Source organism: Acinetobacter sp. GW821-FHT01E09, assembly GCF_059422385.1.
In genome coordinates this window covers 195,007-221,049 of record NZ_JBWKWU010000001.1, presented here as the reverse complement: position 1 = coordinate 221,049, position 26,043 = coordinate 195,007, and the positions used below count along the sequence as shown (strand labels likewise).

General features: G+C 38.3%; 29 protein-coding genes and 1 tRNA gene. 12 read left to right on the top strand and 18 right to left on the bottom strand.

Annotation, left to right across the window (positions count from 1 at the left end; all coding sequences use genetic code 11):
- Window positions 1–48: 48 nt before the first annotated feature.
- Window positions 49–369 (bottom strand): hypothetical protein, encoded by a 321-nt coding sequence (locus AC07U8_RS01020; RefSeq protein ID WP_239046644.1) that lies wholly within the window; start codon window positions 367–369, stop codon window positions 49–51.
- Window positions 370–651: 282 nt separating this feature from the next.
- Between AC07U8_RS01020 and AC07U8_RS01015 the strand changes: the two genes are divergently transcribed.
- Both AC07U8_RS01015 and AC07U8_RS01010 read left to right on the top strand, forming a co-directional pair.
- Window positions 652–879, top strand: coding sequence for a hypothetical protein (locus AC07U8_RS01015; protein WP_004718547.1), 228 nt, complete (start codon window positions 652–654; stop codon window positions 877–879).
- 330 nt (window positions 880–1,209) lie between these two features.
- Window positions 1,210–1,285, top strand: a tRNA-Thr gene (locus AC07U8_RS01010).
- A 101-nt stretch (window positions 1,286–1,386) separates the two neighbouring features.
- Here AC07U8_RS01010 and AC07U8_RS01005 read toward each other — a convergent pair.
- The 3 genes from AC07U8_RS01005 to AC07U8_RS00995 all read right to left on the bottom strand — a co-directional run bounded on the left by AC07U8_RS01005 (window position 1,387) and on the right by AC07U8_RS00995 (window position 5,234).
- Window positions 1,387–2,205, bottom strand: coding sequence for an SAM-dependent methyltransferase (locus tag AC07U8_RS01005; RefSeq protein ID WP_494737133.1), 819 nt, complete (start codon window positions 2,203–2,205; stop codon window positions 1,387–1,389).
- 40 nt (window positions 2,206–2,245) lie between these two features.
- Complete coding sequence (locus AC07U8_RS01000; protein WP_034611315.1) at window positions 2,246–3,544, bottom strand: FAD-dependent oxidoreductase; 1,299 nt, start codon at window positions 3,542–3,544, stop codon at window positions 2,246–2,248.
- Window positions 3,545–4,358: 814 nt separating this feature from the next.
- On the bottom strand, window positions 4,359–5,234 hold the full coding sequence (locus AC07U8_RS00995; RefSeq protein WP_004718553.1) for a pirin family protein: 876 nt from the start codon (window positions 5,232–5,234) through the stop codon (window positions 4,359–4,361).
- Window positions 5,235–5,511: 277 nt separating this feature from the next.
- On the opposite strand from AC07U8_RS00995, the gene ycaC reads away from it, so the two are divergent.
- Together ycaC and AC07U8_RS00985 are read left to right on the top strand one after the other, a co-directional pair.
- Window positions 5,512–6,138, top strand: a complete 627-nt coding sequence (ycaC, locus tag AC07U8_RS00990) for an isochorismate family cysteine hydrolase YcaC (protein WP_004818434.1) — start codon at window positions 5,512–5,514, stop codon at window positions 6,136–6,138.
- Window positions 6,139–6,269: 131 nt separating this feature from the next.
- Window positions 6,270–7,193: a LysR substrate-binding domain-containing protein gene (locus AC07U8_RS00985; RefSeq protein ID WP_034611312.1), complete on the top strand. Its 924-nt coding sequence runs from the start codon at window positions 6,270–6,272 to the stop codon at window positions 7,191–7,193.
- A 68-nt stretch (window positions 7,194–7,261) separates the two neighbouring features.
- Here the strand turns inward: AC07U8_RS00985 and ahpC are convergent, their stop codons facing one another.
- Complete coding sequence (gene ahpC / locus AC07U8_RS00980; RefSeq protein WP_004718560.1) at window positions 7,262–7,825, bottom strand: alkyl hydroperoxide reductase subunit C; 564 nt, start codon at window positions 7,823–7,825, stop codon at window positions 7,262–7,264.
- A 220-nt stretch (window positions 7,826–8,045) separates the two neighbouring features.
- Between ahpC and AC07U8_RS00975 the strand changes: the two genes are divergently transcribed.
- Window positions 8,046–8,381: a hypothetical protein gene (locus AC07U8_RS00975; RefSeq protein WP_034611310.1), complete on the top strand. Its 336-nt coding sequence runs from the start codon at window positions 8,046–8,048 to the stop codon at window positions 8,379–8,381.
- A 45-nt stretch (window positions 8,382–8,426) separates the two neighbouring features.
- Here AC07U8_RS00975 and AC07U8_RS00970 read toward each other — a convergent pair whose 3' ends face one another.
- Window positions 8,427–9,050 (bottom strand): TetR/AcrR family transcriptional regulator, encoded by a 624-nt coding sequence (locus AC07U8_RS00970; RefSeq protein ID WP_056517213.1) that lies wholly within the window; start codon window positions 9,048–9,050, stop codon window positions 8,427–8,429.
- Window positions 9,051–9,181: 131 nt separating this feature from the next.
- Between AC07U8_RS00970 and AC07U8_RS00965 the strand changes: the two genes are divergently transcribed.
- Window positions 9,182–9,646 (top strand): hotdog fold domain-containing protein, encoded by a 465-nt coding sequence (locus AC07U8_RS00965; protein ID WP_034611305.1) that lies wholly within the window; start codon window positions 9,182–9,184, stop codon window positions 9,644–9,646.
- An 83-nt stretch (window positions 9,647–9,729) separates the two neighbouring features.
- On the opposite strand, the gene ssb is transcribed toward AC07U8_RS00965, so the two are convergent.
- From ssb to AC07U8_RS00950, 3 genes are all read right to left on the bottom strand, one after another.
- A complete protein-coding gene (gene ssb, locus AC07U8_RS00960) occupies window positions 9,730–10,338 on the bottom strand; it encodes a single-stranded DNA-binding protein (RefSeq protein ID WP_004718569.1) in 609 nt (202 codons plus the stop codon).
- A 51-nt stretch (window positions 10,339–10,389) separates the two neighbouring features.
- Complete coding sequence (locus tag AC07U8_RS00955; RefSeq protein WP_494737132.1) at window positions 10,390–11,754, bottom strand: MFS transporter; 1,365 nt, start codon at window positions 11,752–11,754, stop codon at window positions 10,390–10,392.
- A gap of 139 nt (window positions 11,755–11,893) precedes the next feature.
- Window positions 11,894–12,976 (bottom strand): DUF475 domain-containing protein, encoded by a 1,083-nt coding sequence (locus tag AC07U8_RS00950; protein WP_171066888.1) that lies wholly within the window; start codon window positions 12,974–12,976, stop codon window positions 11,894–11,896.
- Between the two features lie 234 nt (window positions 12,977–13,210).
- Between AC07U8_RS00950 and tenA the strand changes: the two genes are divergently transcribed.
- Window positions 13,211–13,882 (top strand): thiaminase II, encoded by a 672-nt coding sequence (tenA, locus tag AC07U8_RS00945; RefSeq protein WP_494737131.1) that lies wholly within the window; start codon window positions 13,211–13,213, stop codon window positions 13,880–13,882.
- Window positions 13,883–14,037: 155 nt separating this feature from the next.
- Here tenA and AC07U8_RS00940 read toward each other — a convergent pair whose 3' ends face one another.
- On the bottom strand, window positions 14,038–15,867 hold the full coding sequence (locus AC07U8_RS00940; protein ID WP_494737130.1) for a choice-of-anchor I family protein: 1,830 nt from the start codon (window positions 15,865–15,867) through the stop codon (window positions 14,038–14,040).
- A 201-nt stretch (window positions 15,868–16,068) separates the two neighbouring features.
- Between AC07U8_RS00940 and mdtD the strand changes: the two genes are divergently transcribed.
- The 3 genes from mdtD (at window position 16,069) to dinB (ending at window position 19,476) form a co-directional block, all read left to right on the top strand.
- On the top strand, window positions 16,069–17,460 hold the full coding sequence (gene mdtD, locus AC07U8_RS00935; protein ID WP_494737129.1) for a multidrug transporter subunit MdtD: 1,392 nt from the start codon (window positions 16,069–16,071) through the stop codon (window positions 17,458–17,460).
- Window positions 17,461–17,539: 79 nt separating this feature from the next.
- Window positions 17,540–18,298, top strand: coding sequence for a glycoside hydrolase family 25 protein (locus AC07U8_RS00930; RefSeq protein WP_004718580.1), 759 nt, complete (start codon window positions 17,540–17,542; stop codon window positions 18,296–18,298).
- 122 nt (window positions 18,299–18,420) lie between these two features.
- Window positions 18,421–19,476 (top strand): DNA polymerase IV, encoded by a 1,056-nt coding sequence (dinB, locus tag AC07U8_RS00925; protein WP_034611297.1) that lies wholly within the window; start codon window positions 18,421–18,423, stop codon window positions 19,474–19,476.
- 41 nt (window positions 19,477–19,517) lie between these two features.
- Here dinB and AC07U8_RS00920 read toward each other — a convergent pair whose 3' ends face one another.
- A complete protein-coding gene (locus AC07U8_RS00920; RefSeq protein WP_096732628.1) occupies window positions 19,518–20,117 on the bottom strand; it encodes an alpha/beta fold hydrolase in 600 nt (199 codons plus the stop codon).
- Between the two features lie 26 nt (window positions 20,118–20,143).
- Window positions 20,144–20,785 carry a glutathione S-transferase family protein gene (locus AC07U8_RS00915; protein ID WP_004718584.1) on the bottom strand — a complete coding sequence of 214 codons (642 nt, stop codon included), beginning with the start codon at window positions 20,783–20,785 and terminating at the stop codon, window positions 20,144–20,146.
- 135 nt (window positions 20,786–20,920) lie between these two features.
- Between AC07U8_RS00915 and AC07U8_RS00910 the strand changes: the two genes are divergently transcribed.
- Window positions 20,921–21,367 (top strand): surface-adhesin E family protein, encoded by a 447-nt coding sequence (locus AC07U8_RS00910; RefSeq protein WP_096732624.1) that lies wholly within the window; start codon window positions 20,921–20,923, stop codon window positions 21,365–21,367.
- 125 nt (window positions 21,368–21,492) lie between these two features.
- Here the strand turns inward: AC07U8_RS00910 and AC07U8_RS00905 are convergent, their stop codons facing one another.
- The 6 genes from AC07U8_RS00905 to AC07U8_RS00880 all read right to left on the bottom strand — a co-directional run bounded on the left by AC07U8_RS00905 (window position 21,493) and on the right by AC07U8_RS00880 (window position 24,903).
- Window positions 21,493–21,891 (bottom strand): OsmC family protein, encoded by a 399-nt coding sequence (locus AC07U8_RS00905; RefSeq protein ID WP_004718587.1) that lies wholly within the window; start codon window positions 21,889–21,891, stop codon window positions 21,493–21,495.
- A 157-nt stretch (window positions 21,892–22,048) separates the two neighbouring features.
- Entirely contained in the window at window positions 22,049–22,996 is a 948-nt protein-coding gene (locus AC07U8_RS00900; RefSeq protein ID WP_034611289.1) for a pirin family protein, read from the bottom strand.
- A gap of 265 nt (window positions 22,997–23,261) precedes the next feature.
- Window positions 23,262–23,585, bottom strand: a complete 324-nt coding sequence (locus AC07U8_RS00895) for a DUF2798 domain-containing protein (protein ID WP_406565189.1) — start codon at window positions 23,583–23,585, stop codon at window positions 23,262–23,264.
- Window positions 23,578–23,880: a DUF3861 domain-containing protein gene (locus tag AC07U8_RS00890; RefSeq protein WP_494737128.1), complete on the bottom strand. Its 303-nt coding sequence runs from the start codon at window positions 23,878–23,880 to the stop codon at window positions 23,578–23,580. Before AC07U8_RS00890 ends, AC07U8_RS00895 begins: the two co-directional genes overlap by 8 nt.
- Before the next feature lie 35 nt (window positions 23,881–23,915).
- Window positions 23,916–24,311 (bottom strand): Fur family transcriptional regulator, encoded by a 396-nt coding sequence (locus tag AC07U8_RS00885; RefSeq protein ID WP_096732620.1) that lies wholly within the window; start codon window positions 24,309–24,311, stop codon window positions 23,916–23,918.
- Between the two features lie 49 nt (window positions 24,312–24,360).
- Entirely contained in the window at window positions 24,361–24,903 is a 543-nt protein-coding gene (locus AC07U8_RS00880) for a PadR family transcriptional regulator (protein WP_096732618.1), read from the bottom strand.
- 377 nt (window positions 24,904–25,280) lie between these two features.
- Here AC07U8_RS00880 and AC07U8_RS00875 point away from each other — a divergent pair, with 377 nt between their 5' ends.
- Complete coding sequence (locus AC07U8_RS00875; protein ID WP_096732616.1) at window positions 25,281–26,042, top strand: putative porin; 762 nt, start codon at window positions 25,281–25,283, stop codon at window positions 26,040–26,042.
- Window position 26,043 lies beyond the last annotated feature (1 nt).

Below are 26,043 nucleotides of genomic sequence, written 5' to 3'. Positions count from 1 at the left end.
GGCACCCTCTATTTAACCATGACACTCTAGCCGAAATAAAAAAATCCTTTACCTCGTCTCAGTTGGCATCACAATATCCGCAGACTGACACACTTCTTGCCACTTGAGTTTAAAATCATCAATCGCTTTTTGTCGGGTTAAAGGTATCTGATAAATCGGTACGCCCTTTGCATCGTCAATCATACCTTTTAACAATACCTGTTCTTTTGCAGACAATGCTTCAGGATTAAAATCAACATCATCTAGCGACAAACCGTTTTGACGTAACTGCATTAACATTTCGGAGGTCTGTTCAAGTAACTGACATTCTTTAGGAGCTTCAGCATGTGCGACAGAAACCAATAATAATAAAATACTGAATCGTTTCATTCTCAATTGTTCTAGTTTTTACTCAACTTAGTTATACGATATTTGAGCTATTTTTTGAAGCAAATAGATACATATCCACTCAACTAAAAAGACAATTGACTATTTCAATTCCAACTTTCTTGAATTAGTATCAAGTGAAAAGAACTTCTAGCACGATTCAAAGGAGGTGAAATACAAAATAAAAATCATATAGATGTAACGTTCTCTTAAGATAATCATGATGCGGTACTTATTAGCGATTCAAACAAGTTAAAAGCATAAAACTGCTATTCGGGAGTGACAATGAATAACAGCGCCAATTATGTAAGACAAGTCAAAAATGCTAAACGTGGTGGATACACCCCAACTATTGCCAAAGATGTAAATAAGCATAAAATTCAGAAAGCTATCCAATTGATTGAGCAATGGAGAAAACTCGCAAACGAATTGAAACCCCAAATGCAAATAGATATGGCAATCACCCTAGAAGAATGCGCACAAGATCTGGATCATATTTTAAGGAGAAAATAAGTCTATATTTCAAAACTGATAAAGATTTATTGATTTAACCCCAAATACTCAAGGCTTACCCCTCCGTAAGCCTTTTTAGTCGGAAGATTAAAGCGATTATTAATCGTTGCTCTAGTTGTCATTACTCTAGCTATCTTTGCTATTTTATCTACCTGCAAATTAAAACCGGTAAAATCCGTTTCTCTCTAAAAATCTAAGCATTCATCGCACACAGCATTATCAACTTCGAACCAATACCCGATCGCTAAGACTATAAATATTAACGATTATTCAATTGTTTATTTTTTGGCTTGCAATCTTATAAATATTCTGTAAAATTCTCGCGACGTTGCCGGCATAGCTCAGTTGGTAGAGCAACTGACTTGTAATCAGTAGGTCCACAGTTCGAATCCGTGTGCCGGCACCATTTTTACTTAGCCTCGCTTTTTAGTGAGGCTTTGTTGTTTTTAGCTTAAGTATTTTCTTATAATTTTTTGATCTGTTTGATCTCATCGTAAATAATAAAAATTATGTTTTGACTACACTGAGCTGTATATATCGAACGATCCCCTCTTCAAACAACCTTTGACAAAGTTTTGCGGTCATTTGTATTTTGATTTGATCTAACCCTCCACGCTCTGTTTTCGCTCGTGTCGCAATATATTGACTAAAACCAGCCAATACTGCTGTAGAGAGATCTTCAAGCGCGATTTGCTCAAGACCATGCTGTTGCAGGGCATGATTGATTTGAGTCGTGGTCATCAGTGATTTTAAATCAACATCAGCGGCTTTAAGTAGCCATTTATATTTCATTTTTTGTTTTGAATTTAAAACTGTGTCTGAAAGCATCAACGTATGAAAACCCAAACGACCTTTTGAATTTAAAATTGGAACGACTGAATTTAAAAATAAATTTAAATCGCTGTGGTAAGCCGCATCAATACACAACACCACATCAAAAGGTTGCGTCAATAAAAGCGCATTTAAATTTAAAAAAGATTGGCAGTGAATCGCCTTAATTTGAGGGAGTTGTTTTTGAATTTTATCGACACACTGTTGTTGTAACTCAACCGCTTCTAAATCTTGAATTTGGTAGTGTTCTAACCAGTATTTTAAACTGGCACCTTGACCACAGCCTAAATCTAGTAGTCGATCATATGGCGTAAGCTGTACCGCTTGTGCAAGTCGTTCAGCAAGTTGCTGACAGGCTTGAGGGTAAGAGGATGCAGTCTCATCCCAATAGCCTAGATTGCTCCAAGCACACTCAGCATTATCTCCTAACATTTTTGCATCGATTGCATATTTGTGTTTTGGAAGTTTTCGCTGAATCGCTTGAAGCCATTTCATTTTAAATCATTCACTTATTCAGTTCTGAATTCACTGGGCTTTAATAGCCAAGTTGCGGAGCCACCTCAACTTTAGGTTTTAATCCTACAAATGGCAATGGTGCACCAAAAATTTCTGCGATATGCATTGCAGAAGTTACCGCAGATTCAAGAATTGGCAAACCATCACATGACCATGAGCCACAATAGAATACTTTACGATTAGCGACTTTATGACGCGCTTGCAACTCAATGTTCAATGCTACTGTTTCAGAATCCACCACAGCACGGGTTAAGGTCACTGTAGAAATGACTTTCTTCGGATCGATGCTGGTCACAGGACGCCATGTTTGGAACACTGGAGATTTACCCACCAGACTTGGTTCAATCGAGTTCAGCCAAACTGTGAATTGTTGTTTGGTAAATTTACGATCCATCATATAGCTCAACACAGCCCAATCTTTACGATTTGGCGGCATCACAGATGCATCGGTATGCATGACCAATTCGCCTTGCTCAAACTTAAATTTTTGCAATAAAGCGATATCATCAGCAAATTGTTGTTTATTTAAAAAGTTTTCTAATTTATTGGTCGGTGTTGCAACCACCACACGGTCAAATTGAAATTGCTCACCTTGTGCATTTTCAACCAGAACAGCATTACCCTGTTCCTCAACTTTGGTGATTTCAGAACCGCTATGAATATCAATACCTTCAATCAATTTATCGACAAAAGCAGGTGTTCCACCATGTAAACGCAATAAAGCATCACCATCGGTTAATTGCTTTAAAAAGATTAAGAGCGGTTTTGCAGGCCATTCACCAATAGTTTTAGGGTCACAGGTGCAAATGGTATAAAGCACAGGCATTACTGCACCATGCCAAAATACTTCTTCAATGTCATTGTGATTGATAAAATCAGCAAGGGTAATATCTTGATTTTTAGATTTAAAAAATTGAGAAATGGCAGTTTTAAGCTGCAACATCCCTTTGACTAAACGCCAACCATACTGCTTAATCCCTTTACGGTTATTGATAATAGGGAAATTACCAATACGGGTGCGTGATGTGGTCAACCAAGTTTCTGTTTTATCTTCAAATAACCAACTGCATGCCATAAAGGTACGCACTGGAAAGGTTTTTATGCCAAGGTGTGTTGCAAGGCTCAGTGTATTTTTCCATAAATGCTGATTCATCACGCGCAAAGGTGCATCAATTAAACCACCTTCAAACTCAATGCTGTGACTATCCATACCACGACCAGGTAATGCTTCGAAGATGGTAATGTTATGACCTGCATCTTTAAGAATTCTTGCGGTGGCCAGGCCAGCCATACCACTACCAATCACTGCAATATCCAAAGTTATTATCCGTGCGTAACCATTTTTTTTATTATGAGCTATAGCCGATTAAATCGCGGTATTAAAAAGTTCCAGTTTTAACTTTTTTTGTTGGAAATTTTTTAGGAAAAATCTCCATTCCTCGGTGTTTATTTAATTTTAGTGGTTTTAGGCCAAGCTCTTGTGCGACACCCTGCTTATACTTGATTGATATTTATATATATAAAAAAATACTGTTAAAAACATACAGATAATTTAACTATTTATTAAAAAAACATTTACAAATGCCAATTTATTAATTATTATTTACAGCATAAAAACGATAAATAATTCACATTTACAATAAAAACAAATAATTATGACAACACACACAATAAAAGAAACTACAGCATAAAAAGGATCTCTATAGTGTGGAATAGAGATCCTTTTTTTTACTTTGAATTTGCTTTTTAAGCAGATCAATTGCACCACTTGTAAAATGACGGCATACAAAAAATACTGAAACAACGGATATAAATTAACCAAATGAAATATATTGTGCTTTACTTCACATTTTTAATTAATTATGATGCGCGAATAACAAAACAACCCAATCAAAACAAGAGATAATCATCTGAAGAAAAAAACTACAGCGTAAGAGAGCTTCTGTTCGATAAGAGCAAAGCTCTTTTCTTTTTTTAAATTTCTGACCTTTTGGTTCTAAAAATTTTAAATATAAAAAAAGCGGATTTTACAATCCGCTTTTTGACTTCTCGATATCTCATACATGGCTGAACTCATAGACTAAAGACATGCAAGGTATCCGTTATACACAAATACCTTTCATCAACATCAACTAAGCTTCCGCTACAATTTCACCAAATTTGCCATTGTTGAAATCGTTAAACGCTTGCACGATTTCTTCTTTGCTATTCATTACAAATGGACCATAGCCTTGGATTGGCTCATTCAGTGGTTTACCTGTAAGGACCAAAAACTTAGCATCTTGCACTGCTTCAAGTTGAATTGCTGCATCGCCATCTTTTTCAAACATGACAATCGAGCTATCAAGTACCTTTTGTGTACCATTGAGTAGCATTTCACCTTCGAGTACAACCACCAAAGTATTGTGGTCAACAGGTACATGAATAATTTGCTCATGACCCGCTTTAAGCTGACCATCCCAAACATTGACAGGGCTAAAGGTTGAAGCAGCGCCTTGTTGTTCAGCATATTTCCCTGCAACCACACGTAAGTGGCCTGCATCATCATCAAAATGAATCACAGGAATATCTTGCGCAGAAATTGCTTGATACTTAGGTTGAGTCATTTTATCGGCCGCAGGTAAATTCACCCATAGCTGAACCATTTCAAAGATTCCACCTTTTTCAGTGAATTCATGTGAATGGAATTCTTCATGAACCAAGCCTGCGCCCGCAGTCATCCATTGCACATCACCTGTTTTAATGGTTCCACCGCCACCATGGGAGTCTTTATGGGTAACTTCACCTTGATAGGCGAGTGTCACTGTTTCAAAGCCACGATGTGGATGTGAACCTACACCGTGCTGTTCATGGCTAGGTGCAAATGTATAAGGCGCTGCATAATCCAATAATAAAAAAGGACTAATCGCTTGACCTAAACGATCATAAGAAAACAAGTTTTTTACAGGAAAGCCATCACCGACCCAATGCATATTTTGATTGCGGTATACACCAATAATTCTTTTCATCTCAATACTCCTATCTCTAGGCTTTAATATGAATCCATTTTAGGTTTTTTAAAGTGATCAATACAGCAATCTACCAATACGCTGAATCCCAAATATAGGATATTCAATAGCAATGGAACAGCGTAGTTTTTAATCAATCATCTTATTTATGAGATTATTAATCTCAGTTTATAGGCTTAATCATCATCATTAAGCCACGTAACATGAAATCCATGCAAAATAATTTGTTTTGTATTTAAGCACAATTTAAATTTTAGTGACTTCAAGGATATAAAAAATGGGAAAACCTTACGTTCGTTTAAACAAAGATGATGCTGCGGTATTGTTAGTCGATCATCAAACTGGATTACTTTCTTTAGTCCGCGACATTGACCCAGATAAGTTTAAAAACAATGTTTTGGCGCTGGCTGCGGCGGCTCAATATTTTAACCTTCCCACCATTTTGACCACCAGTTTTGAAGATGGCCCCAATGGTCCACTGGTCCCTGAGTTAAAAGCGCTTTTTCCAGATGCGCCTTATATCGCTCGCCCTGGTCAAATCAATGCTTGGGACAATGAAGACTTTGTCAAAGCAGTAAAAGCAACAGGTAAAAAACAACTGATTATTGCGGGTGTTGTCACCGAGGTTTGTGTTGCCTTTCCTGCACTTTCTGCCCTTGAAGAAGATTTTGAGGTCTTTGTGATCACCGATGCTTCTGGAACATTTAACCCGCTAACACGTGACTCTGCTTGGGACCGTATGAGCAATGCAGGTGCACAATTAATGACTTGGTTTGGTGCCTCTTGTGAGCTACATCGCGATTGGCGTAATGATATTGAAGGTTTAGGTACGCTATTTGGTAACCATATCCCTGACTATCGTAATCTGATCAACAGCTACACACAAAACACTTCTCAAAAATAAGATAATCGTTGTCGCGAGGAATGTAAGTCTTTGCATTCCTCGCTTTTGTTTCTGCGTTTTATGTGTACAAATTTTAAAATATTTTCCTATTAATGATACTATTTTATCATCAACACACCTGAGATGAAGCTGTGCACTCTTTTGATGATTACTATTATTTCTATCTGGTGGTAAAACATGGTGGATTTAGTGCTGCAAGTGAAGCCAGTAATATCACCAAGTCTAAGCTGAGCCGACGTATTCTGGATTTAGAAGCCAAATTTAATGTGACTCTGATTCAACGCTCGACACGGCATTTTAAAGTCACACCACTAGGACAAGAATTCTTTGAGGAATGTGCAAAGATTATTGAACAGGCAGATAATGCTCAGAATGTCTTATTAAAACAAGAAATTGAATTACAGGGTCTGATTAAAATTAGTTGCCCACCAGTGATGATGGAACATCAAATTCGACCAATTCTAAATCAGTTTTTAAAAAAATATCCCAAAGTTCGGGTTGAATTGGCACTCACCAGTCGACGTATCGATGTGCTGCATGATGATATTGATTTGGCCATTCGTACTAACTTTTCAAGCAATGAAGACTCCAGCATTATCGTTAGAGATGTGATTAAAACCACGCACTGTTTAGTGATTAGTCCTGAACTTTTAGGCGATCGTGAAATTCAACATGTCACAGAACTTTGTGAATTTCCAACCATTGTATTAGGTACAGATAAACAGCACTATCATTGGCATTTACATCATATTCAGCAACGTGAAGAAATTGATATTCCGTTACAGCCTCGGGTCAAAAGCAATGACTTAATGGGCGCGTATTATGCGGTACTCGATGGCTTAGGCATTGCTGATCTTCCCTATTTAACGGTAGAACGAGACATTGCTTCAGGGCGTTTAATCCATCTGTTACCAGAGTGGTGTTCCAATATCGGTGTTGTACAGTTGGTTTACGCATCACGCAAAGGTCAACGCTTAGTCATGGAAAAATTAATTGAAGATTTAGTTGAAGGTATTCGTGCCTATGCACCTAAACACGATGGTTATATTTTATAAAGCCAAGCGAACAATAAAAAAACCAGAAGCTAAACTTCTGGTTTTTCAATTCTAATCCTAAGCAATGATTAGATTTTACCGATCAGATCAATTGAAGGTGCAAGTGTTGCATCGCCTTCTTTCCATTTTGCTGGACATACTTCGCCTGGGTGTGCATGTACATATTGTGCTGCTTTCACTTTACGCAGTAATTCTTGTGCATCACGTCCAATGCCACCGGCATTGATTTCAATAATTTGAATTTTACCTTCAGGATCAATTACGAAAGTGCCACGATCTGCAAGGCCTTCAGCTTCAATCAACACTTCAAAGTTTTTTGCCAAAGCCCATGTTGGATCACCCACCATTGGATATTGGATCTTTTTGATTTCATCTGAGTTGTCATGCCATGCTTTATGGGTAAAGTGTGTATCGGTAGAAACTGAATAAATTTCTACACCCATTTTTTGGAATTCAGCATAGTTGTCTGCTAGATCGCCTAACTCTGTTGGGCAAACAAAAGTAAAGTCAGCAGGATAGAAAAATACCACAGACCATTTACCCAAGAAGTCTTTTTCAGACACTTCGATAAATTCACCGTTTTTATATGCAGTTGCGTTAAATGCTTTAACTTCAGTATTGATCAAACTCATTTGGTCTTCCTTCAATAGGTTTCAGGGATTGCTTATCTGTGAAATCACTATACGAAAAATTATTAAATCGGTAAAACTGGAGTTTTTAATAAAAATAATCGGTTTTATAGATTTATTTTTCCAATCTGTTGGCTTGGTTTAATCGAAAATATTATTTCAAACTTTGCTTGACCTTTCACCGTTTACTCTATAGATTTTCTTTTTGAGTGGACTTTAAAAAATGACGTTCTCAATTCTTTTGGAGCAATTCCAAAACCTTCCTTTTGGTACAGACGCTTTTAAACAACTGAAAATAAACTGTGAATCTCAAATTGCTCATTCTGAGGCTGATTTTGAGAAAACGGCGATTTTTATGATTTATGGTTTTGCCAAAAACTATGTCTTACTTTATGAAGATCAAGCCATTACTGCTGAATTTGCAGCAAAAGCAAAAAACCAATTGCTAGGCTATATGCAGCAACTGGACACAGCAATTCAGACTCAAGATCGCGCAACAATTCTTAATCACTTAGATCAAGTCACAGCGCACTATATGCAAAGCTCACGAATTTTTTAATCATAGCATCCTTGATTTAACAAGCTTGGTTATTCAGCCTTGTTGTTACTGATATACGCTTTCTAAACTGCACCAAGCCGCATGTGACAATGCTGCTTGGTAAACTTTTGGCGTGGCTTTCACTTTACCTGACAACCATGCCCGACAATAACTTTCTGTCGATCCAACCATAAATGACAATAATAATTCATGGGGAATATTCTTGATCACCCCATAATCGGGTTGCTGTTTCATCCAAGCCAATAAGTGCTGATTACGTAAATGATTCTGCTGTTTTAGCTGATCCCGTTGAGTACTTTTAGAAATACTAAAATTGGCAGTATATAAAAATCTGGCGAAATCAGGATAATCCATGACCCAGTCTATATAACTTGCTGTCATCACTTGGATACCCTGCTGTAGACTTTGTGCAGACAATAATGCTTGATCACGGCGTTCTGCTTGGTCTTCTATGGCTAAAATATACAGGGCTGCCACTAAACCTTCTTTATTTTTAAAATGGTGATAAATCGCCCCCACACTGGTTTGCGCACGTTCACGGATCATTTCTATTGTTGTCGTTTCAATCCCATATTCTAAAAAACAGGCTAATGCTTCCGTTAAAATCACACGTTTTAATTCTGCACGACGTCCACTATAACGACGTTCCAACAAACTTTGATTATTCATGTACAGCCTTTGATTTTATTTAAGCATTTTCTATATGACATTTTACGCGATTCAAATCGTCTGTCGAGCCAATAACAGAATTTAATTCTGTATTAGAATAATATTCTGTAAGCTAAATAAGGAATACAACAATGAGCCAAACCCTAAAACTGTGGAATAGATTTAAAAATAAGCCTGCTGGCAAATGGACATTTTCAAAATTATTATGCTTAAAAGCGCCTTATTTCAGCAGTATTTCACCTGTTTTTGAACGACTCGAAACGAATTATGCTGAAATTAAAATTAAAAAACACCGTGCTGTACTCAATCATATTGGTACAGTCCATGCAATTGCCATGTGCAATATGGCTGAACTTGCTGGTGGAACCATGACCGATGTAACCGTACCTTCCACGCATCGTTGGATTCCCAAAGGGATGACAGTTGAATATCTAAAGAAGGCTGAAACTGATTTAATTGCGATTGCCACGCCTGTTGAGCGCAATTTTCAGTGGAATCAAGGCAGTGATTATTTGGTCAATGTGGAGGTCAAAGACACACAAAATAATCTGGTGTTTAAAGCTGTGATTACTATGTGGGTTTCTGCGAAAAAGTGATTGTCTAAAACCAAATCACGAAGCTCATAAAAAACCCTTTGTTTTCACAAAGGGTTTTGATAAAGCTTGACCGTTCTTATCAATTAAAACGGTAAGTCATCATCCAAATCCGCAGGGGCAGCAGTAGGTGCTGATGGTGCAGCTGCAGGTTTAGGCGATTGAAAACCTTGGTTTACATTGTTTCCGCCATTGCCATAGCCACCTTGTGGATTGGCATTGCCGTAACCACCGCCTTGATTACCTTGATTCGCATAACCACCACCGCCTTGGTTGTTGTTAAAACCACCTTGCTGGTTGTTATTGAAACGTGGTTGGTTATAACCACCATTGTCAGCAGCAGCGCCTTCACCTTGTTGACGGTTGTTATCAAGCATCTGCATTTGTTCGCCACGAATTTCAGTGGTATAGCGCTCTTGACCATTTTGATCCGTCCACTGACGGGTACGTAAAGAACCTTCAATATAAACTTTTGAACCTTTACGTAAATACTGCTGTGCAATCTCACCTAAACGGTTGTGCAATACAATACGATGCCATTCCGTTTGTTCTTTTCTTTCACCGGAATTTTTGTCTGTCCAAGATTCACTTGTCGCAATTGAAAATTGAGTGAGAGAACCCCCATTTGGGAAAGTTTTAGTCTCAGGATCACGACCTAAAGTACCAACTAAAATAACTTTATTTACACCACGCATTAGATGTTATCTTCCTATTCGATTCTATGTTTTACTTTATAAGAGTTATGTTTAAATGGCTACCTCTTTCCCAAACAACTGCGTTAAATGTTGTCGCGCAGCATCATCAATTTGCTGTTTATCAACCTTTATATACGCAACTTGCTGGTCAGACATAACCACAACTTCCTCAATACCACGAATTGACAACAACTGAGAAGTCCAATTATCGGTTTGTTTATCCTCAGGCAATCGTAATACGATTGATGTTAAATATCGTGGTTGAGCTAGCCCAAAACTAATGAGCAACCAAAGTATAGCAATAGCTGATAAGACACTCCAACCCATTGTTGTATTATTGAGCAAAATTAATTGCCCACCAAGTGTCCCACCAAAAAAAGCTCCTAAAAATTGAGCACTTGCATTAACACCCATCGCTGTTGCTTTGGATTGAATCGGTGCTGCTTTAGACAGCCATGAAGGGAGTAATGCTTCCATGACATTAAAGGCAATAAAGAACAATCCAAGGCCTAACAACAAGATATATTTGGATTCATAACCAAAAATCAGAACGACTAATCCCGAGATAATTCCCGCAATTGCCGTTAGAAAAATGCTGCGCATTTTACGGTATTTTTCAGCCAGAATAATGCTCGGAAATGCAAAGAACAGACTGATGACCAACAAAGGCAAGTAAACAATGCCATGTTGCGCCAAAGGAATCCCAGCAAAATTGATCAATTGAGAAGGTACATAAACAAACATTGCGGTAAGCAATAAGTGCAGTGCAAAAACTGAAACATGTAGACGATTCAAATCGCCCATTTTTAAGACTTGTTTGAGCTGATGCAAATAACCTTGTTTAAAGTTTTTATGATGACGGGTAGTTTTAGGCACCATAAACAACATGAGAATTGCCAATAATCCCATAATTGTTGTCACCCAGAATAGCCCTGAAATCCCCACCAAACTGGTGAGCCAAGGTCCTAAACTAAAAGCCACAACAAAAGACAATCCGATACTCATGCCCATCACAGCCATGGCTTTGGTTCGATTCTCTTCACGGGTGACATCCGCCAGCAAAGCCATAACAACCGCAGATACAGCGCCAGCGCCAGCAATCGCACGGCCAATAATGACCCCATAAATGGTTTCAGACATTGCCGCAACAGCACCACCCAAAGCAAACAGCAGTAAGCCAAAAACAATCAAAGGTTTCCGACTAAAACGATCTGCCCATAAGCTAAAAGGAATTTGCAGAAGTGCTTGGCTGAGGCCATAGACCCCGACCGCTAAACCGATCAAAGCGGGTGTGGCATACTGATAAGACTGACCAACCACCGCAAACACAGGGATAATCATGAACAACCCCAACATGCGTAAAGCAAAAATACTACTTAATGCAAAGGTCGAGCGGCGTTCTAAAGGATTCATCATATCTACTGGCTTATCAAAACTGGCGAGCTAATTATCAGACACATCATCGCATATTGTGGCAACTTTGTGGAAACATTGAGCATAAAAAAGAGCACTGTTAAAGTGCTCTTGTATTGTAATCTCTTTTCTTAAAAAAGGATTAACTCTGTTGTTCAATTCGTTTGTTATATTGAATCGATGCAATGACTGCCCAAACAATAAAGGCAACACCAATCAAACCTGTTACCACCTCGGGTACATGTAAACCTGTACCACTTGCAATCATGATAAATGCCAAAGCACCAATGGCATAATGCGCACCATGCTCAAGGTAGATATAGGCATCAAGTGTACCTTTATCGACCAAGTAGATTGTCATTGAACGAACAAACATCGCACCAATGGCCAAACCAAGCATAATAATGACAACATCAGAAGTAATCGCAAACGCACCGATCACGCCGTCAAAACTAAACGATGCATCTAAGACTTCTAGGTAAATAAAGCCACCAATACCCGCTTTGATCACACCTGTAGGTGCACCATTGGCATCATGACCCACAGCATTGCCGTCTTCATCCACTTCTGGCTCGCCACCCAGTAAATGACTGAGTACTTGTACACCGATATAAATCACGATGCCCCAAATACCTGCCATTGTGACCACAAGGCGTTTCGCTTCATCTACATTTGCAGCCATAATCAACAATGCCACTAAAGCAAGGAATACCGACATTGCTGGCACATTGGCTAAGTTGGCTAAACGCTTTTCAATCCATTTAAACCAATGGGTATCTTTGCCTTCATCCAAGAAAAAGTTTAAAAATACCAATAACAGGAATGAACCACCAAAAGCGGCAATTTCAGCATGATGTGCCAATAATTTTTCTGAGTATTGAATTGGATCATTTAATGCCATTTTCACAACATCAAACATGCCCATATCCGCTGTGACTGCAACAATCACAACAGGAAATACCAGTCGCATACCAAACACAGCAATCAAAATACCAACGGTTAAAAAGATCATTTTCCAGAAATGATCCCAATTACGCAGTACAGATGCATTTACAACAGCATTGTCAAAAGACAGAGACACTTCCATAACAGCAAGAATTGCCGTAATAGTCAGTGCAGAGAGCATGGCTTGCACGCCTGCATTTGGACCATGGGTAAAGCCCCAATATGCAGAGATTGCCAAACACACGATCGTAAAAAATATTGAGAAACCAAAATGTTTCATCATGGGAATTCGACCTACGGAGAATAGTTTTTGAATCAGAAAACTGAAATAAAAATCGCGTTTTTAATGCGCACATTATGACGACTTTTTCACATTTATCCAAAGTTCTTTGTCATATTTTTATGCAAATACAGCCGAATTTTCTGCATTCAAATACCTAAAGCAATTTAGAGTTGTTATAGTCTTGCAAACTGAAATCATTTTATAACTTGAATCATTGCATAGGAAAATGACATGTCTTTTTCTCAAGACGTATGGCAACGTAATCTTGCTTTATATAACAAAACTTTAGCGCTTCCATTTAACCAAGAACTTGCGACAGGCTCATTAAACAAGGAAGCTTTTTGTCATTATGTGATTCAGGATGCGCATTATCTGGTGGCTTATGGTCGTGCATTGGCTGTCTGTGGCGCAAAAGCATTTGATGCTGACGATATCATCCAATTTACCCAAGGTGCGAAAGAAGCAATTGTGGTTGAACGTAGCCTACACGATGGATTTATGAAAGATTTTGGGATTAGCAAAGCTGACTTTGAGAATACCCCGCTTACCCTTGCCTGCCATCACTACACTGCTTTTTTAACTGCGACGGCTTGGTCTGAAAGCTATCCTGTGGTTTTGGCTTCGTTACTGCCTTGCTTCTGGATTTATGCAGAAGTTGGAAAAGATATTGTGAGTAAATCTATTGCCAATAATCCATATCAAGCATGGATCGATACCTATTCGGGTGAAGAGTTTAACGAAGCAGTTAAAAATGTTTTAACAACGATTGACCGTATTGCAGAACATTGCGATGCAGATACCCTTGAAAAAATGCATAAAGCCTATACCAAAGGTGCTGAGTTAGAGTGGTTGTTCTGGGATAGCGCTTATCATCAAAGACAGTGGTTGGGCTTAGATCAGTAATACAATTTTATTGAAAATTACCAATGTATATAAAGATGAATAATTAAGCTACTTCATGTATTACATCTACAACTATCCCTCATAAAACTGAGGGATAGTCTCAATAAAAAAGAGTGCCAAAGCACTCTTTACTCGTAACAGAATACATCAAAACGCTATTTTAAATTAATCTGATAAATTGCTGTACTGCCACTGACTTCATTACCCACAATCAACATAGGCTTTGCATTTGGTGAATCTTTGGCAGAGACAAACGTCAGTCCTTCAGGACCTAAATCACTTTTCTCAATCAGAATCTGCTTGCCATCCTTGTTTAAGATCGGCTGACCTTTAGCATCTTTATAAACCTGATCCTGTTTAAAGGTACGATTATTAAAATACTGTATAAACACAGGCTTTTGTGGATTACTAATGTCGTATACCATAATCCCACTTTGGCGCTCTAAGCCGATAAAGGCAAAGGTTTTTTTACCAATCGTACCTAGCGCTAAACCTTCAGGCTCAGGCCCTTTATTGTCACTTCGGTCATCAAAAGCCGCCGCTTCATGATCACTATTAAAGTAATTTGGAAATAGCTCAGCAACTTTACGCTCAAATTCACTGCCTGAATCCCAAACTAACTTGCCTTGTGCATCCCATATACTGAAAGAACGTGCGCCGTAGCTATAAAGTTTACTATAGGTCAATAATCCATTGGCATCCAATTTTGGTGAGCCATCCGTGTTGGTTTGATAACCCATATTCCAAGCAATGTTTAAACGTCCTAATTGTGTATCATCACGGCACATGCCCGGATCAGTCGCTGTTGCACCACAATAGGCAAAAACTGTGGCGTCTAGTTTGGCCCCTTTTACACCCGCAACAAGATTGGTCAAATGAGCAGGATAATCGCCTTTATTATTGAAACCTTTGACGTTGAATAAATGCTTCATTCGAATTGCTTCTGCAAAACCTTTACTTTGATCTCCAGCATAATATGCAGTTGAGTCCTTCAACCATTCACGTGAATCACCTTCATTGGCTGTGACTAAATAACTTGCCCCATTGGCTTGATAATGGGCAATTGAATCAGGTTGATACATCCCCACCAAACCCGGCCAAGCCTGAATATTAATTTTTCCATCTTTATCACTGACATCTAGCGCATTATTAGCAAGTCCATGATCTTTATAACCTAATGGAAAAATATCAGTCACTTTTTTAGCAACGATATCAATTTTGGCAATGGCATTATTTTCTTGTAAGGTCGCCCAAGCAGTTTTCCCATCATTGCTGATGGTGATGTACTCAGGTTCTAGATCCTGAGCCACTGTCGCTTTAGGACCAAAAATGCGTACACCCGATTTAATCAAATCGGCTTTTTTATCATTAAACGCTTTAAAATCAGCAAGGCTGGCTGTTGGTCGTTGAATATTGCTGATATCAATAATGCTGATTGAACCTTCAGGATCAATACTATAGTCATCATTGGGTTCAGCCTCATTTGCCACCAAAACAGTTTTACCATCGGGGCTAAATGTCAGCATATCAGGTAAAGCACCAACTTCGACTGTACTGATCAATTTCAAATCTTTGGCATTAAAAAAAGCCACAATCCCCTTATCTGTTTTTTGTTTGGCTTGAACAGCAAGTGCCACAATGCCATTTTTAATCGCAACTGAATTTACTTCTGAATCAGCTAAAGCTTCACGGGCCGAAAGCTCACCAATATGCACAGGCGTTTCGGGTTTAGACACATCTAACACATCAACTAAACCCTTTTTAGCATTGACCACAAATACCCGTTTTGTTGTTGCATCATATGCCGGAATCTCTGCTGCACTTTCAGCAAAAATACCCGTTTCATAACGCCCCAATAAGCTTAAATTAATGCTTTCAGGGGTGGCTTCTTCAACCGTTGGCGCTGTTGTTTTATTATCATCATTACATGCCACTAAGCCAACAGAAAGCATTGCTAAACACAATGCAGAAACTTTTATGTTCATAAACAGCCCATTTTTTGTTTAATTTGGCTTAATGTATTCATCACGAGTGTAAGTTCCATGACAAGCAGATTACAGTTTCATGGCAATTTCTTGAACATTCAATTGGGTATCACGCATGATTCAATATAAAGCAACGATTTCATACAGATTTAGTCAGATGATTGTTTTAAAATATTCACAAAATGGGATTATTTAAGTTCTATGACGACTACGCCATCGCACAGTAAACTCCAACCTAAATTTTATTTATTGGTTTTTTTAGTTTCGATCGGCTTTTTCATGCAAGGCTTAGATACCACGATTATCAATACCGCTTTGCCTGCTATGGCAGAAAGCCTGCAAGAAAATCCATTAAAAATGCATGGCATCGTGATTAGCTATGTCTTGGCAGTTGCTGCATGTATTCCTTTAAGTGGTTGGTTGGCAGATCGCTTTGGGGTACGAAATATTTTCTTTGCAGCAATCTTGATTTTTACCGCTGCCTCATTGGGCTGTGCACTGTCCAATGACTTCAATCTGCTTATTGTATTTCGAGTTATTCAAGGTATCGGTGGCGCATTACTGGTTCCAGTCGGGCGACTCGCCATGTTAAAAATCATCCCTCGTGAGCAATTTCTTTCTGCAATGAGTTTGATGAGCTTAGCAGGCTTACTCGGTCCATTAATGGGCCCGATCTTAGGCGGTTGGTTGGTTGAATATGCCTCTTGGCACTGGATTTTTTTGATTAATTTACCCATCGGTATTTTAGGCACTTTTGTCACCTTTAAAGCCATGCCCAATGTGGTTGAAGCATCGGTAAAATCCTTTGATTTCAGTGGCTTTATCCTATTGGCAATCGCAATGGTGGGCATGGCTTTAGGCATTGAAAATATTGCCAGCAATGAAATCTCCAGAAGCCTGAGCTTAGGCTTACTTTTCGCTGGGATAATCTCAGCCTTGGTCTATGCCTATCATGCCCATACCCATAAAAATGCATTGTTTCGTAGTCGACTGTTTAAAAATAAAATCTATACCATCGGTGTACTCGGTAATTTCTTTGCACGCTTTGGTGGAAATGCGGTTCCCTTTATTTTGCCGCTGATGCTCCAAGTTGCGTTTAAAATGGAACCTTTTATGACTGGGGTAATGATGACCCCGATTGTACTCGGTTCATTATTTTCTAAACCCATCATTCGCCCGATTTTACAACGTACTGGTTATCGCCCATTTCTACTGGTCAATACCTTATTGATCGGTGCATGTATTGCCAGTTTTGCCTTACATACAGCGGATACCCCGACATGGTTAGGTGTGGTGCATTTCTTTATTTTTGGTGTACTCAACTCATTACAGTTTGTGACCATGAATACCCTTACGCTTAAAGATCTCCCGCAACAGGATGCCAGTAGTGGGAATAGCTTTTTATCGATGATTATGATGTTATCAATGAGTATTGGGATTGCTTTGGCAGGTACTTTACTCAATGCATTTACAGGCTATTTTAGTGAAGCGCATATTACACAAGCATTTCACTATACCCTGATTTGCTTAGGTGCGATTAACATCATTACGGCGTTGATATTCTTTCAAATACCCAAAGATGCGCAAATTTAAGTGTTGCAATTTTTATCCAGCCATCGTTTTTTAGAACCAAAGCACGTTAAACTGATCCATCTGGATATTTAGAAAAACCATGTCAAAATACGCTGCGAAAAAACACAAACAGCAAAAAATCACTCGCAATAGCTCAGTTTTAGCGATCGCACTTTTCTGCTGCGTCATACTCGGGACTTTGTTTTTTGTTCATAATAATGCTGCCTTGGCTGAAGCCTATCCGATTAAAGGTTTCGATGTATCACATCATCAAGGTGATATTGATTGGAAAAAAATCTCTCCACAGCACTATCAGTTTGTCTATCTCAAAGCCACTGAAGGTGGCGATTATCAAGATGATAAGTTTCAGCAGTATTGGTTAGAAGCACGTGAACGTGGTCTGCGCGTGGGGGCTTATCACTTCTTTCGTTTATGTCGTGATGGTGACATTCAAGCACAAAATTTTATCAAAACAGTGCCAAATAAAAGCAATGCCTTGCCCCCTGTGATGGACTTGGAATATGACAGCAGTTGCATAAACACCTATACCAAAGAACAATTAATCAAACACATCAAAAATATGCATGATCAATTGCAAAAGCATTATGGTAAACAACCGATTTTTTATACCTCTAAAATCTTTTACAACATGGTACTCACAGGTGAGTTTAAAGATACACCGATTTGGATTCGTGAATATAAAGATAAGCCTGATTTAAAAGACCAACGTGCATGGACATTTTGGCAACAGAGCAACCAAGGAAAAATTCAAGGCATCGAAAAAAATGTCGATTTAAATGTATTTTATGGTGATGCAGAACAATGGCAGCAGTTTTTACAGAAAAATAAGTTGAATTAAGCGTAATCAAGATCTTTCATGACATAAGCTGTCGCAGATTCTTTACAAAATTTAAATTCATCAATAGAAACAAATCAAGATCGGTTAGAATAATCACACAGCGTTTCAACACTGTGTAATTCATGAGAAAAATCATCCATATTGACATGGATGCATTCTATGCATCTGTAGAGCTACTCGACCGTCCTGAACTAAAACACTTACCTGTGGTGATTTCCTCACATCATCCTCGGGCTGTGATTGCTGCTGCATCCTATCCAGCGCGTCAGTTTGGATTACGCTCCGCCATGTCGATGTCACAGGCAAAAAAACTCTGCCCTCAAGTCTATGTGATTGAACCGAATTTTGAAAAATATCGCGATGTTTCTGTCAAAATTCATGAAATCTTTCAGAAATACACTGCGCTTATCGAACCTTTATCTTTAGATGAAGCTTATTTAGATGTCACTGAAAATTTACAAAATATTCCCAGTGCAACTGAAGTGGCGGAACGAATTCGAGCCGATATTTTTCAACAAACAGGGCTTACGGCTTCGGCAGGTGTGGCACCGAATAAATTTCTTGCCAAAATTGCCTCGGATTGGAATAAACCCAATGGCATTTGCATCATTAAACCGACCCAAGTTCAACATTTTATCCATGATTTACCCCTGAAAAAAATTCCCGGTGTCGGTAAAGTCACTCAGGAAAAACTGAAAAGCTTAAACTTAGAGACTTTGGGGGATTTGCAAAAAATTGAAGAAAATATACTGATCCATCATTTTGGCAAATATGGTAGACAGTTGTTTTTATATGCCCAAGGTATTGATGATCGCCCAGTACAAGCCGAACGACAACGTCAGCAAATTTCCAAAGAAACCACATTTGATGATGATCTCAGCCTTGAACAGTGTTCAATCTATTGGGACAATTTAATTGAACGTGTTTGGCTCAGTTTAGAAAAAAAACACATGCAGGCTCGCGGTGTCACCGTTAAGTTAAAACTCAAGAATTTTCAAGTTTTACAGCACAGTAAAAGTTTTAAAACCGCACTTCAATCACAGCAAGAAATGGTTCAGGTCATTCAAATATTATTAAGTGAAATGCAAATTCCTGAGCATTTCCAATTCCGTTTAATCGGAGTGGGTTTGTATCAACTGACCGATCAGCAAGATGAAGCACAATTGTCATTATGGTAAACATAAATGAAAAAGACATGTGCGACATCAGCTTAAATCTTTTACTTTATATCAGAAATAAAATCGTGAATTAATCTAGCCACTTGATTGGCGTGTACATTGGCCAAATCATGTTGACCTTGTTCAATGATATGCAATCTGGAATGCTGGATTTTTTCATGCAAATATTTACCCACACCCACAGGGCTAATGGGATCTGCATCTCCCCAAAGCAACAGGACTGGGCACGCTATTTTGTATAATAAATCATCTAAATGGGATTGATGATCGACAAACCAATTGGGCACCGCAAATGTTTGCTGGTAATCGCCTCGCCAATCGGCAACCTGAAAGGGGCTTAAATCAATTCCACCAGAGCTTGCAACCAAAACCAAAGCTTTGATCAATTCAGGTTTTTGTAATGCTGCTTGAACTGCAAAAACCCCTCCCATAGATTGAGCAATCACAATACAGGGCTGTTGAATTTGGTCAAGAATATAACCCTGTAAATCGTCAAAACTATCAATATGCGGATGCTCTGGATGCCCAGCAAAACTTGGATAGGCCATCACTGTTTTTTGATGATCGGCTGAAAGCTGCTGCATAACAGGTTGCCAAAACGCTGTACTTCCCGATGCACCTGGTAAAAAAATTAAATGCATTCAGCCATCACCTTGATATACAAAATTTAATCATCACTCTTTAGTTTAGCGCGTTGAAAAGCAGGACGCTGCTGAATTCGTTCAGCATATGCAGCCAGTCGAGGAGTTTTATTTTTGGTACGTTGTTGCATGGCAATCACGGGAAAACTCATTTGAATGTCGGCAAAAGAAAACTCACCTGCGGCATAATCATGTTGACTAAAATAAGCTTCCAAAAAGGCTGCATGTTCTTTTAAACGAGGATTGCTAAAGCCGCCACGGACACCTTCTGAAATTTTCTTTGCAATTGGGCGAATTAAAAAAGGAACATGTTTTGGCATATTGGTCATGACCAAGGTCATCAACAAATAAGGCATTAAAGAACCCTCGGCATAATGCATCCAGTAGTTATATTGCATTAAGTCTTTAGGATTCTGAGGCTTAAACTGATTTTTTGTATCATAAGTTGCTTGAAGATAATCCAAAATCACAGCAGATTCTGCAATGGTTAGATCACCATCGGTCAATACAGGTGACTTTCCAAGCGGATGAACTGCTTTTAACTCAGGGGGTGCAGCAAAAGTAGGCAAGCGTTTATAGTGCTTAATCTGATATTCAAGCCCCAGCTCTTCTAAAGCCCAAATAATACGGAGTGAACGAGATTGATCTAGGTGATGTAATGTAATCATTGTATTGCCTCAGTTTTTATCCTTCGACTATAAATTGATCTCAACTTTTCAACAATTCTATTACTGTATTTAAATCATTTTTTTATCAACTTTGTTTATACTCTAGATTCAATATTGGTTATTCTGAGAATAAAAATGAAGTCACTTATCCCGTTAATTTTCTTCTTTATTTGTTCAAATCTATATGCATATCAACCCAAGCTTATGTTACTGGGATCTCTTGAGAATAAGGGTGAGTCCTTTATTGATGTAAATGCACATCAAAAAATTCGTGATTCGTTTAAGCAAGCTGTCATCTATGAAAAATATGCCAACCCTATTAAAGATGAGCAAAGTGTAACATATCAATCGGTTATTAAACAGCTTATTGTAGATTGTAAAGAGAAAACCATTGCCATTCGGGGTGCTGACTACTTTGCAGGAAAAACATCAAATAGCAAATTAGTGAAAAAATTTGATGACATTACCTTGAGCCATGATGGTGAAACGGGGGCCGCTTTTTATTCCTTTGACGACTTAGAGTTTAAAGCCTTGAATCAAGATAAGTTCTATAACAAAATTTATGCAAACACCTGTAAATAATCAATAAAAGCAACTTTGTATAATCTTAATGACAGAAAAAAAAGATATTTTGTTTTTATACAAAATATCTTTTATGGATCAGCGACAACGAACATCTTTTAAATAGCCGTTTTACATAACCGTTTTTATATAATCGTGGTATTGATTTCCACACTACGCAATAAGGTCTTGGTCACTGGAGTTTTTTGGCAAATGTCTAACACTTTTTGATGCAACTCTTCAGACAAAGGAGTGGCAAAAGACAAGCGACGCTCGACCCATTCTTTCCCCTCTTTATTGGCATTAAAATCAGCTTCAACTGTAAACTCACCCAAATCAAGACCTTTGTGTTGCGCATACATACGCAATGTAATCATGGTACAAGAAATTAAACCTGAACAAATAAAATCATAAGGCGCTAAGCCCTTGTCTTGCCCACCGAATGATTCTGGTTTGTCGGTAATCAGTTGATGTTTTCCACTCACCACCTCACCTGACCATGGTTCTGGATAGGTTTTTACCTTTGCATTTGCAATAATTGCCATTTTATTTTCCTTGAATCTTTAAATTTTTAGTGAATGCCCGTTTAAATAAAACTTTGTAAACGCAACACTTGCGCTAAAGGATGATCAAGCACGCCTTTAACGCAAATTATTTAGTTTGAATCCATGTCTAAAGATCGACAATGCGCAATGCAGCACATCACTTCGATGCTCGCATCTTGTCTGGGAATGCCGGTGCTTCTAAACGTGGACCATCATAATCAGGGATCGTTCCAAAACGCGCATCCTGATTCGCCCATTGTTCTGTTGCCGTTTTTAGTTCTTCCTGTGTTCTGCCCACAAGATTCCACCACAGTAAAATAGGCGACTCAAAAGGTTCACCACCTATCAACAGTAAACGCGAGCCTTTTGGTAATTCAACCTCAATCTGTGAAATTCCAGGTTCTATCACCACCATATTGTCACTATTTAAATCATGACCATTTACTGTTGCTTCACCTTCTAATGCCATAAATCCATATTCAAAATGAGGATTCAGTGGAATACGTGTCTTGGTTGATTCTTTTGCAAAAAAATCGATCCCGACTAATTCCGTATGCACTTTGACAGGAGATTTGGTATTCATGAATTCACCGACTAAAACTGTAAATTCAATATGGTCCTGCTCTACAATGGGTAATTCTGGATAATGATCAAACTGCGGTGCCATATTGATCTTATCATCAGGCAATGCAATCCAAAGCTGTGCAGCATGCATTCTCGTTTCAGTATCGGGAGCAACTTCTGTATGGGAAATTCCATAACCCGCAGTCATCAGATTCACTTGTTTAGGACGAATCAATTGTTTAGAGCCGATGCTGTCTGTATGCATCATCGTCCCTTCGATCATCCAAGTGAAGGTTTGTAATCCAATATGCGGGTGCGGTCCAACATCCAATCCATCTCCCTGAGGAAATACGACTGGGCCAGCGTGATCTAAAAAGCACCATGCGCCAATCATGCGTTTTTGACGACTGGGTAATGCGCGTTTAATGACGGTGCCTTTGCCTATTTCTGCTGAACGGATTGGAAAATCTTGAATAAACTGATTCACATATTTTTCACAATCGTCAGAGTTAGAAATCTCGGTATAGTTGGTATTGGTCATTTTGTTATCCTAAATTTGTCCATCAGCTCAGGACGTTATTTCAACATCTACAATTTCATTTTATTTAGCTTATCGGTTTTATATACATCGACCTATAGCTATCTTAATACGCTGAATACCATGAATAGGACAATAATAGTTTGGTTTTTGTTATGCAGTTTCTGATTACAAAATCTGGGAGCAATACTTTACCGAGTTGCATATTCACATTGAAATGTTTATAGACCCACCATCACCCTATGACATGTTCAAAGCCTTGATCGAATTAAGCAGAAGGTGGTGGCGTAAGATCTACAAATAAGCCTGTGAAACGGCGAACCAGAGGTAAAAAAATTAATACTGTGGGAAAGGCAATCATCCATGAAAATAGCCAGACGCTAAACCATTTTGCAAAAAATCCATCGAACCACCCCACATTTTTCCATAAATTAATCATGGAAATGGTCGCACTCATCAAAGCTGAGAGTATCAACGGCATAATCCACCCTGCATATTTTGCTGGTAATTTCGGAATTCCAGCAAAAATCATGGCAGGTTTATGTTGATCGCGTCTATTTCCGATCTTGATCTCTGGTTTTAAATCACGCATTTTTCTTGACGTTCTGCTTTAAGTTTTTCATAAATTGTTTAACTGCGGGTTCAAAGTCTTGAAATAGCACATGATCACGGTGGGTAATCATCACCTCTAAAAAGAGTTTTAATCCTACCGCAAACGCTTTGGTGGTTTCTTCATCAAAAAACTCAGCAGCTTTTAAGCGTTCTACGATTTGGAAAATATCATCGTGATTGCCCACGTTAAATTCGATATTTTCATTGTAGATTGATGGATGACCTTGCGCATCTGCAAGATGTTGAACAGTTACATAATATTGATGTTGTTTCATAAGATTTCTCTAACTTGTTAAATATTCGACTGGGTTTAATGTAGGGCCGTACTAAATTTAATATCCAAAACATCAATATCAAACGCTTGAAAAACCTGTTCCAGTGAAGCGATCAAAGACGCTTTATTGATCTGGGTTAGGTCGGCACATTGGATATTGAGTGACTCCACTTCGGATAAATAAGGCAAAGCATATTTGGCTTCATCTCTGCCATGCAGATTTTGCGTAATCAAACCGACTTTCTCTAAATCGCTCACCACTCGATATATGGTCGATAAGCTGATCTGCTTATTTTGTACATATAACTGCTGATAAATCTGCTTTGCGGTCAGTTGTGCTTTTTGGTCCAACAGTGCTTTGAATACAATCACTCTTGCTTGGGTCACTTTTAAATTTGCATGACGCAGTTTTTGTTGTACCTCAATACTCATGTCTCACCTAAACCTTCTATTGCCCTATTATTGCCCCATTATTGCACTGTTATAAACGTCCAATTTCTACTGCAGCTTGATCAATTTTTTCAGCGACTTGTCTAACTTGCTCCGCATCAAAATCTTTACCCTTGAGCTTTAGGCGTAATGATGTTTTTAAGTTTTCCATCGCACGATGAATATCCAAATATTGGTCGTTTTCATGAATTTCGCGTCGAGTTTCTAAACGCTCTAATAAGTGTTGGATATGCGCATGCTGCTCTTTTAAATGTAATTTTCCAGCATCAGTAATCTGATATTGCTTACGATCACCTTCTGTATTTTCAGCATGCACAAAACCAATTTCTTCAAGATAGGTCAGGGTTGGATAGATTGTGCCTGAACTTGGAGTATAGCCTCCACCGACCAGATCACTGATGGCTTTGATAATTTCATAACCATGCTTTGGCTGTTGCTGTATCAGATGTAAAACCAAAAGCTTCATTTTACCCGATTCAAACAACCGACCTCGTCGTCCACCATAGCCCCGTTCGGTATGCTGTTCACGATGCTCAAAATCATTTTGTGAATGATCATGTCGCTCTGATTTCATCTTTATTTTTCTCAAATTGATTAATTTATGCATATTAAGATATATCTTAATAAGTCTTAAGACAATACTAAAGAACAAAATCAATTATAATATTTTGATAAATAATGAATTAAATAATTTTAAATCGATCTATCTTAAAAAATTAAGACATAAAAAAGACCGATTAAAAGCCTTTAAACCGAATCTATTGGCTATTTTTATTGTTGTTATGGATTGCTTAAAGCTTGACTCAGTTACCCATTTTTTAAGCATTGTTTTTATGTCATGGCGCAGCAAACTTTTAATTTTCAGATCTTTAGCCTTGACATAGAGATTAATTTACATACAATGCGATTTGTAACAAAAAATTAATATTTTTATAACAAAAGGGTCACACAATGTTTAAGAAAACTTTATTTGCTGCATTACTTGCTAGTTCTTTTGGGTCTGCACATGCATACCAAGCTGAAATCGGTGGTTCACTCGGTATTGTTGATCCAGATAAAGGGGATACATCTACTGGTTTTGCTATTGATGGAACATATTATTTTAACCCTGTTCAAGTTAAAAATAACCCATTAAACGAAGCTGCCTTTCTAGATCGCGCAAGCAACGTAAATGCTGGGATTAGCTATATCGATTATGATGCCTACGATGTAACAACTTATGGTGTTGGTATTGAATATTTCGTTCCAAATACCGATTTTTATGCAAGTGCTGCTATTGGACGCTCTACAGCTAAGGCCGATCATGTCGATGATTTAGATACAACAACTTACTCAGCAGAAGTAGGTTACTTGCCAATCCCGGGTCTTTTGATTGCAGTGGGTTTAGCAGGCTATGATAATGATTTTAATGATGATATAGATCCAACTATCCGTGCTAAATATGTCACTCAAGTGGGTCGCTATGACATGAATTTTGAAGGTGGTGCAAGCTTTGGTGATACCGATGCTTACAGCGTAGGTACAGATTTATACCTAGATAAAACTTTCAGTGTCGGATTGGCTTATTCAGGTAGCCGCACTGATGGTACTGATGAAGACAGCTTTACAATTCGTGCAAAAAAATTCTTTACTCAACAAATCAGCTTAGAAGGTTCTGTTGATTTTGAAGATGACGATAATGTCTATGGTCTACGTGCTGCTTACCGCTTCTAAT

Bases quoted from the DNA above. Each gene is read 5' to 3' on its own strand.
- AC07U8_RS00885 (WP_096732620.1), bottom strand. From the start codon at position 24,311: ATGAGTATTGAGGTACAACAAAAACTGCGTCATGCAAATTTAAAAGTG.
- AC07U8_RS00920 (WP_096732628.1), bottom strand. From the start codon at position 20,117: ATGCATTTAATTTTTTTACCAGGTGCATCGGGAAGTACAGCGTTTTGG.
- AC07U8_RS00955 (WP_494737132.1), bottom strand. From the start codon at position 11,754: ATGATGAATCCTTTAGAACGCCGCTCGACCTTTGCATTAAGTAGTATT.
- ssb (WP_004718569.1), bottom strand. From the start codon at position 10,338: ATGCGTGGTGTAAATAAAGTTATTTTAGTTGGTACTTTAGGTCGTGAT.
- AC07U8_RS00900 (WP_034611289.1), bottom strand. From the start codon at position 22,996: ATGACCAATACCAACTATACCGAGATTTCTAACTCTGACGATTGTGAA.
- ahpC (WP_004718560.1), bottom strand. From the start codon at position 7,825: ATGAGTTTGATCAATACTGAAGTTAAAGCATTTAACGCAACTGCATAT.
- ycaC (WP_004818434.1), top strand. From the start codon at position 5,512: ATGGGAAAACCTTACGTTCGTTTAAACAAAGATGATGCTGCGGTATTG.
- AC07U8_RS00950 (WP_171066888.1), bottom strand. From the start codon at position 12,976: ATGAAACATTTTGGTTTCTCAATATTTTTTACGATCGTGTGTTTGGCA.
- AC07U8_RS00905 (WP_004718587.1), bottom strand. From the start codon at position 21,891: ATGGCAATTATTGCAAATGCAAAGGTAAAAACCTATCCAGAACCATGG.
- AC07U8_RS00970 (WP_056517213.1), bottom strand. From the start codon at position 9,050: ATGAATAATCAAAGTTTGTTGGAACGTCGTTATAGTGGACGTCGTGCA.
- AC07U8_RS00895 (WP_406565189.1), bottom strand. From the start codon at position 23,585: ATGCGTGATTTAAAACCAGAGATCAAGATCGGAAATAGACGCGATCAA.
- mdtD (WP_494737129.1), top strand. From the start codon at position 16,069: ATGACGACTACGCCATCGCACAGTAAACTCCAACCTAAATTTTATTTA.
- AC07U8_RS00940 (WP_494737130.1), bottom strand. From the start codon at position 15,867: ATGAACATAAAAGTTTCTGCATTGTGTTTAGCAATGCTTTCTGTTGGC.
- AC07U8_RS00915 (WP_004718584.1), bottom strand. From the start codon at position 20,785: ATGATTACATTACATCACCTAGATCAATCTCGTTCACTCCGTATTATT.
- tenA (WP_494737131.1), top strand. From the start codon at position 13,211: ATGTCTTTTTCTCAAGACGTATGGCAACGTAATCTTGCTTTATATAAC.
- AC07U8_RS00890 (WP_494737128.1), bottom strand. From the start codon at position 23,880: ATGAAACAACATCAATATTATGTAACTGTTCAACATCTTGCAGATGCG.
- AC07U8_RS00910 (WP_096732624.1), top strand. From the start codon at position 20,921: ATGAAGTCACTTATCCCGTTAATTTTCTTCTTTATTTGTTCAAATCTA.
- AC07U8_RS00875 (WP_096732616.1), top strand. From the start codon at position 25,281: ATGTTTAAGAAAACTTTATTTGCTGCATTACTTGCTAGTTCTTTTGGG.
- AC07U8_RS00995 (WP_004718553.1), bottom strand. From the start codon at position 5,234: ATGAAAAGAATTATTGGTGTATACCGCAATCAAAATATGCATTGGGTC.
- AC07U8_RS01005 (WP_494737133.1), bottom strand. From the start codon at position 2,205: ATGAAATGGCTTCAAGCGATTCAGCGAAAACTTCCAAAACACAAATAT.
- AC07U8_RS01015 (WP_004718547.1), top strand. From the start codon at position 652: ATGAATAACAGCGCCAATTATGTAAGACAAGTCAAAAATGCTAAACGT.
- AC07U8_RS00930 (WP_004718580.1), top strand. From the start codon at position 17,540: ATGTCAAAATACGCTGCGAAAAAACACAAACAGCAAAAAATCACTCGC.
- AC07U8_RS00975 (WP_034611310.1), top strand. From the start codon at position 8,046: ATGACGTTCTCAATTCTTTTGGAGCAATTCCAAAACCTTCCTTTTGGT.
- AC07U8_RS00965 (WP_034611305.1), top strand. From the start codon at position 9,182: ATGAGCCAAACCCTAAAACTGTGGAATAGATTTAAAAATAAGCCTGCT.
- AC07U8_RS00880 (WP_096732618.1), bottom strand. From the start codon at position 24,903: ATGAAATCAGAGCGACATGATCATTCACAAAATGATTTTGAGCATCGT.
- dinB (WP_034611297.1), top strand. From the start codon at position 18,421: ATGAGAAAAATCATCCATATTGACATGGATGCATTCTATGCATCTGTA.
- AC07U8_RS01020 (WP_239046644.1), bottom strand. From the start codon at position 369: ATGAAACGATTCAGTATTTTATTATTATTGGTTTCTGTCGCACATGCT.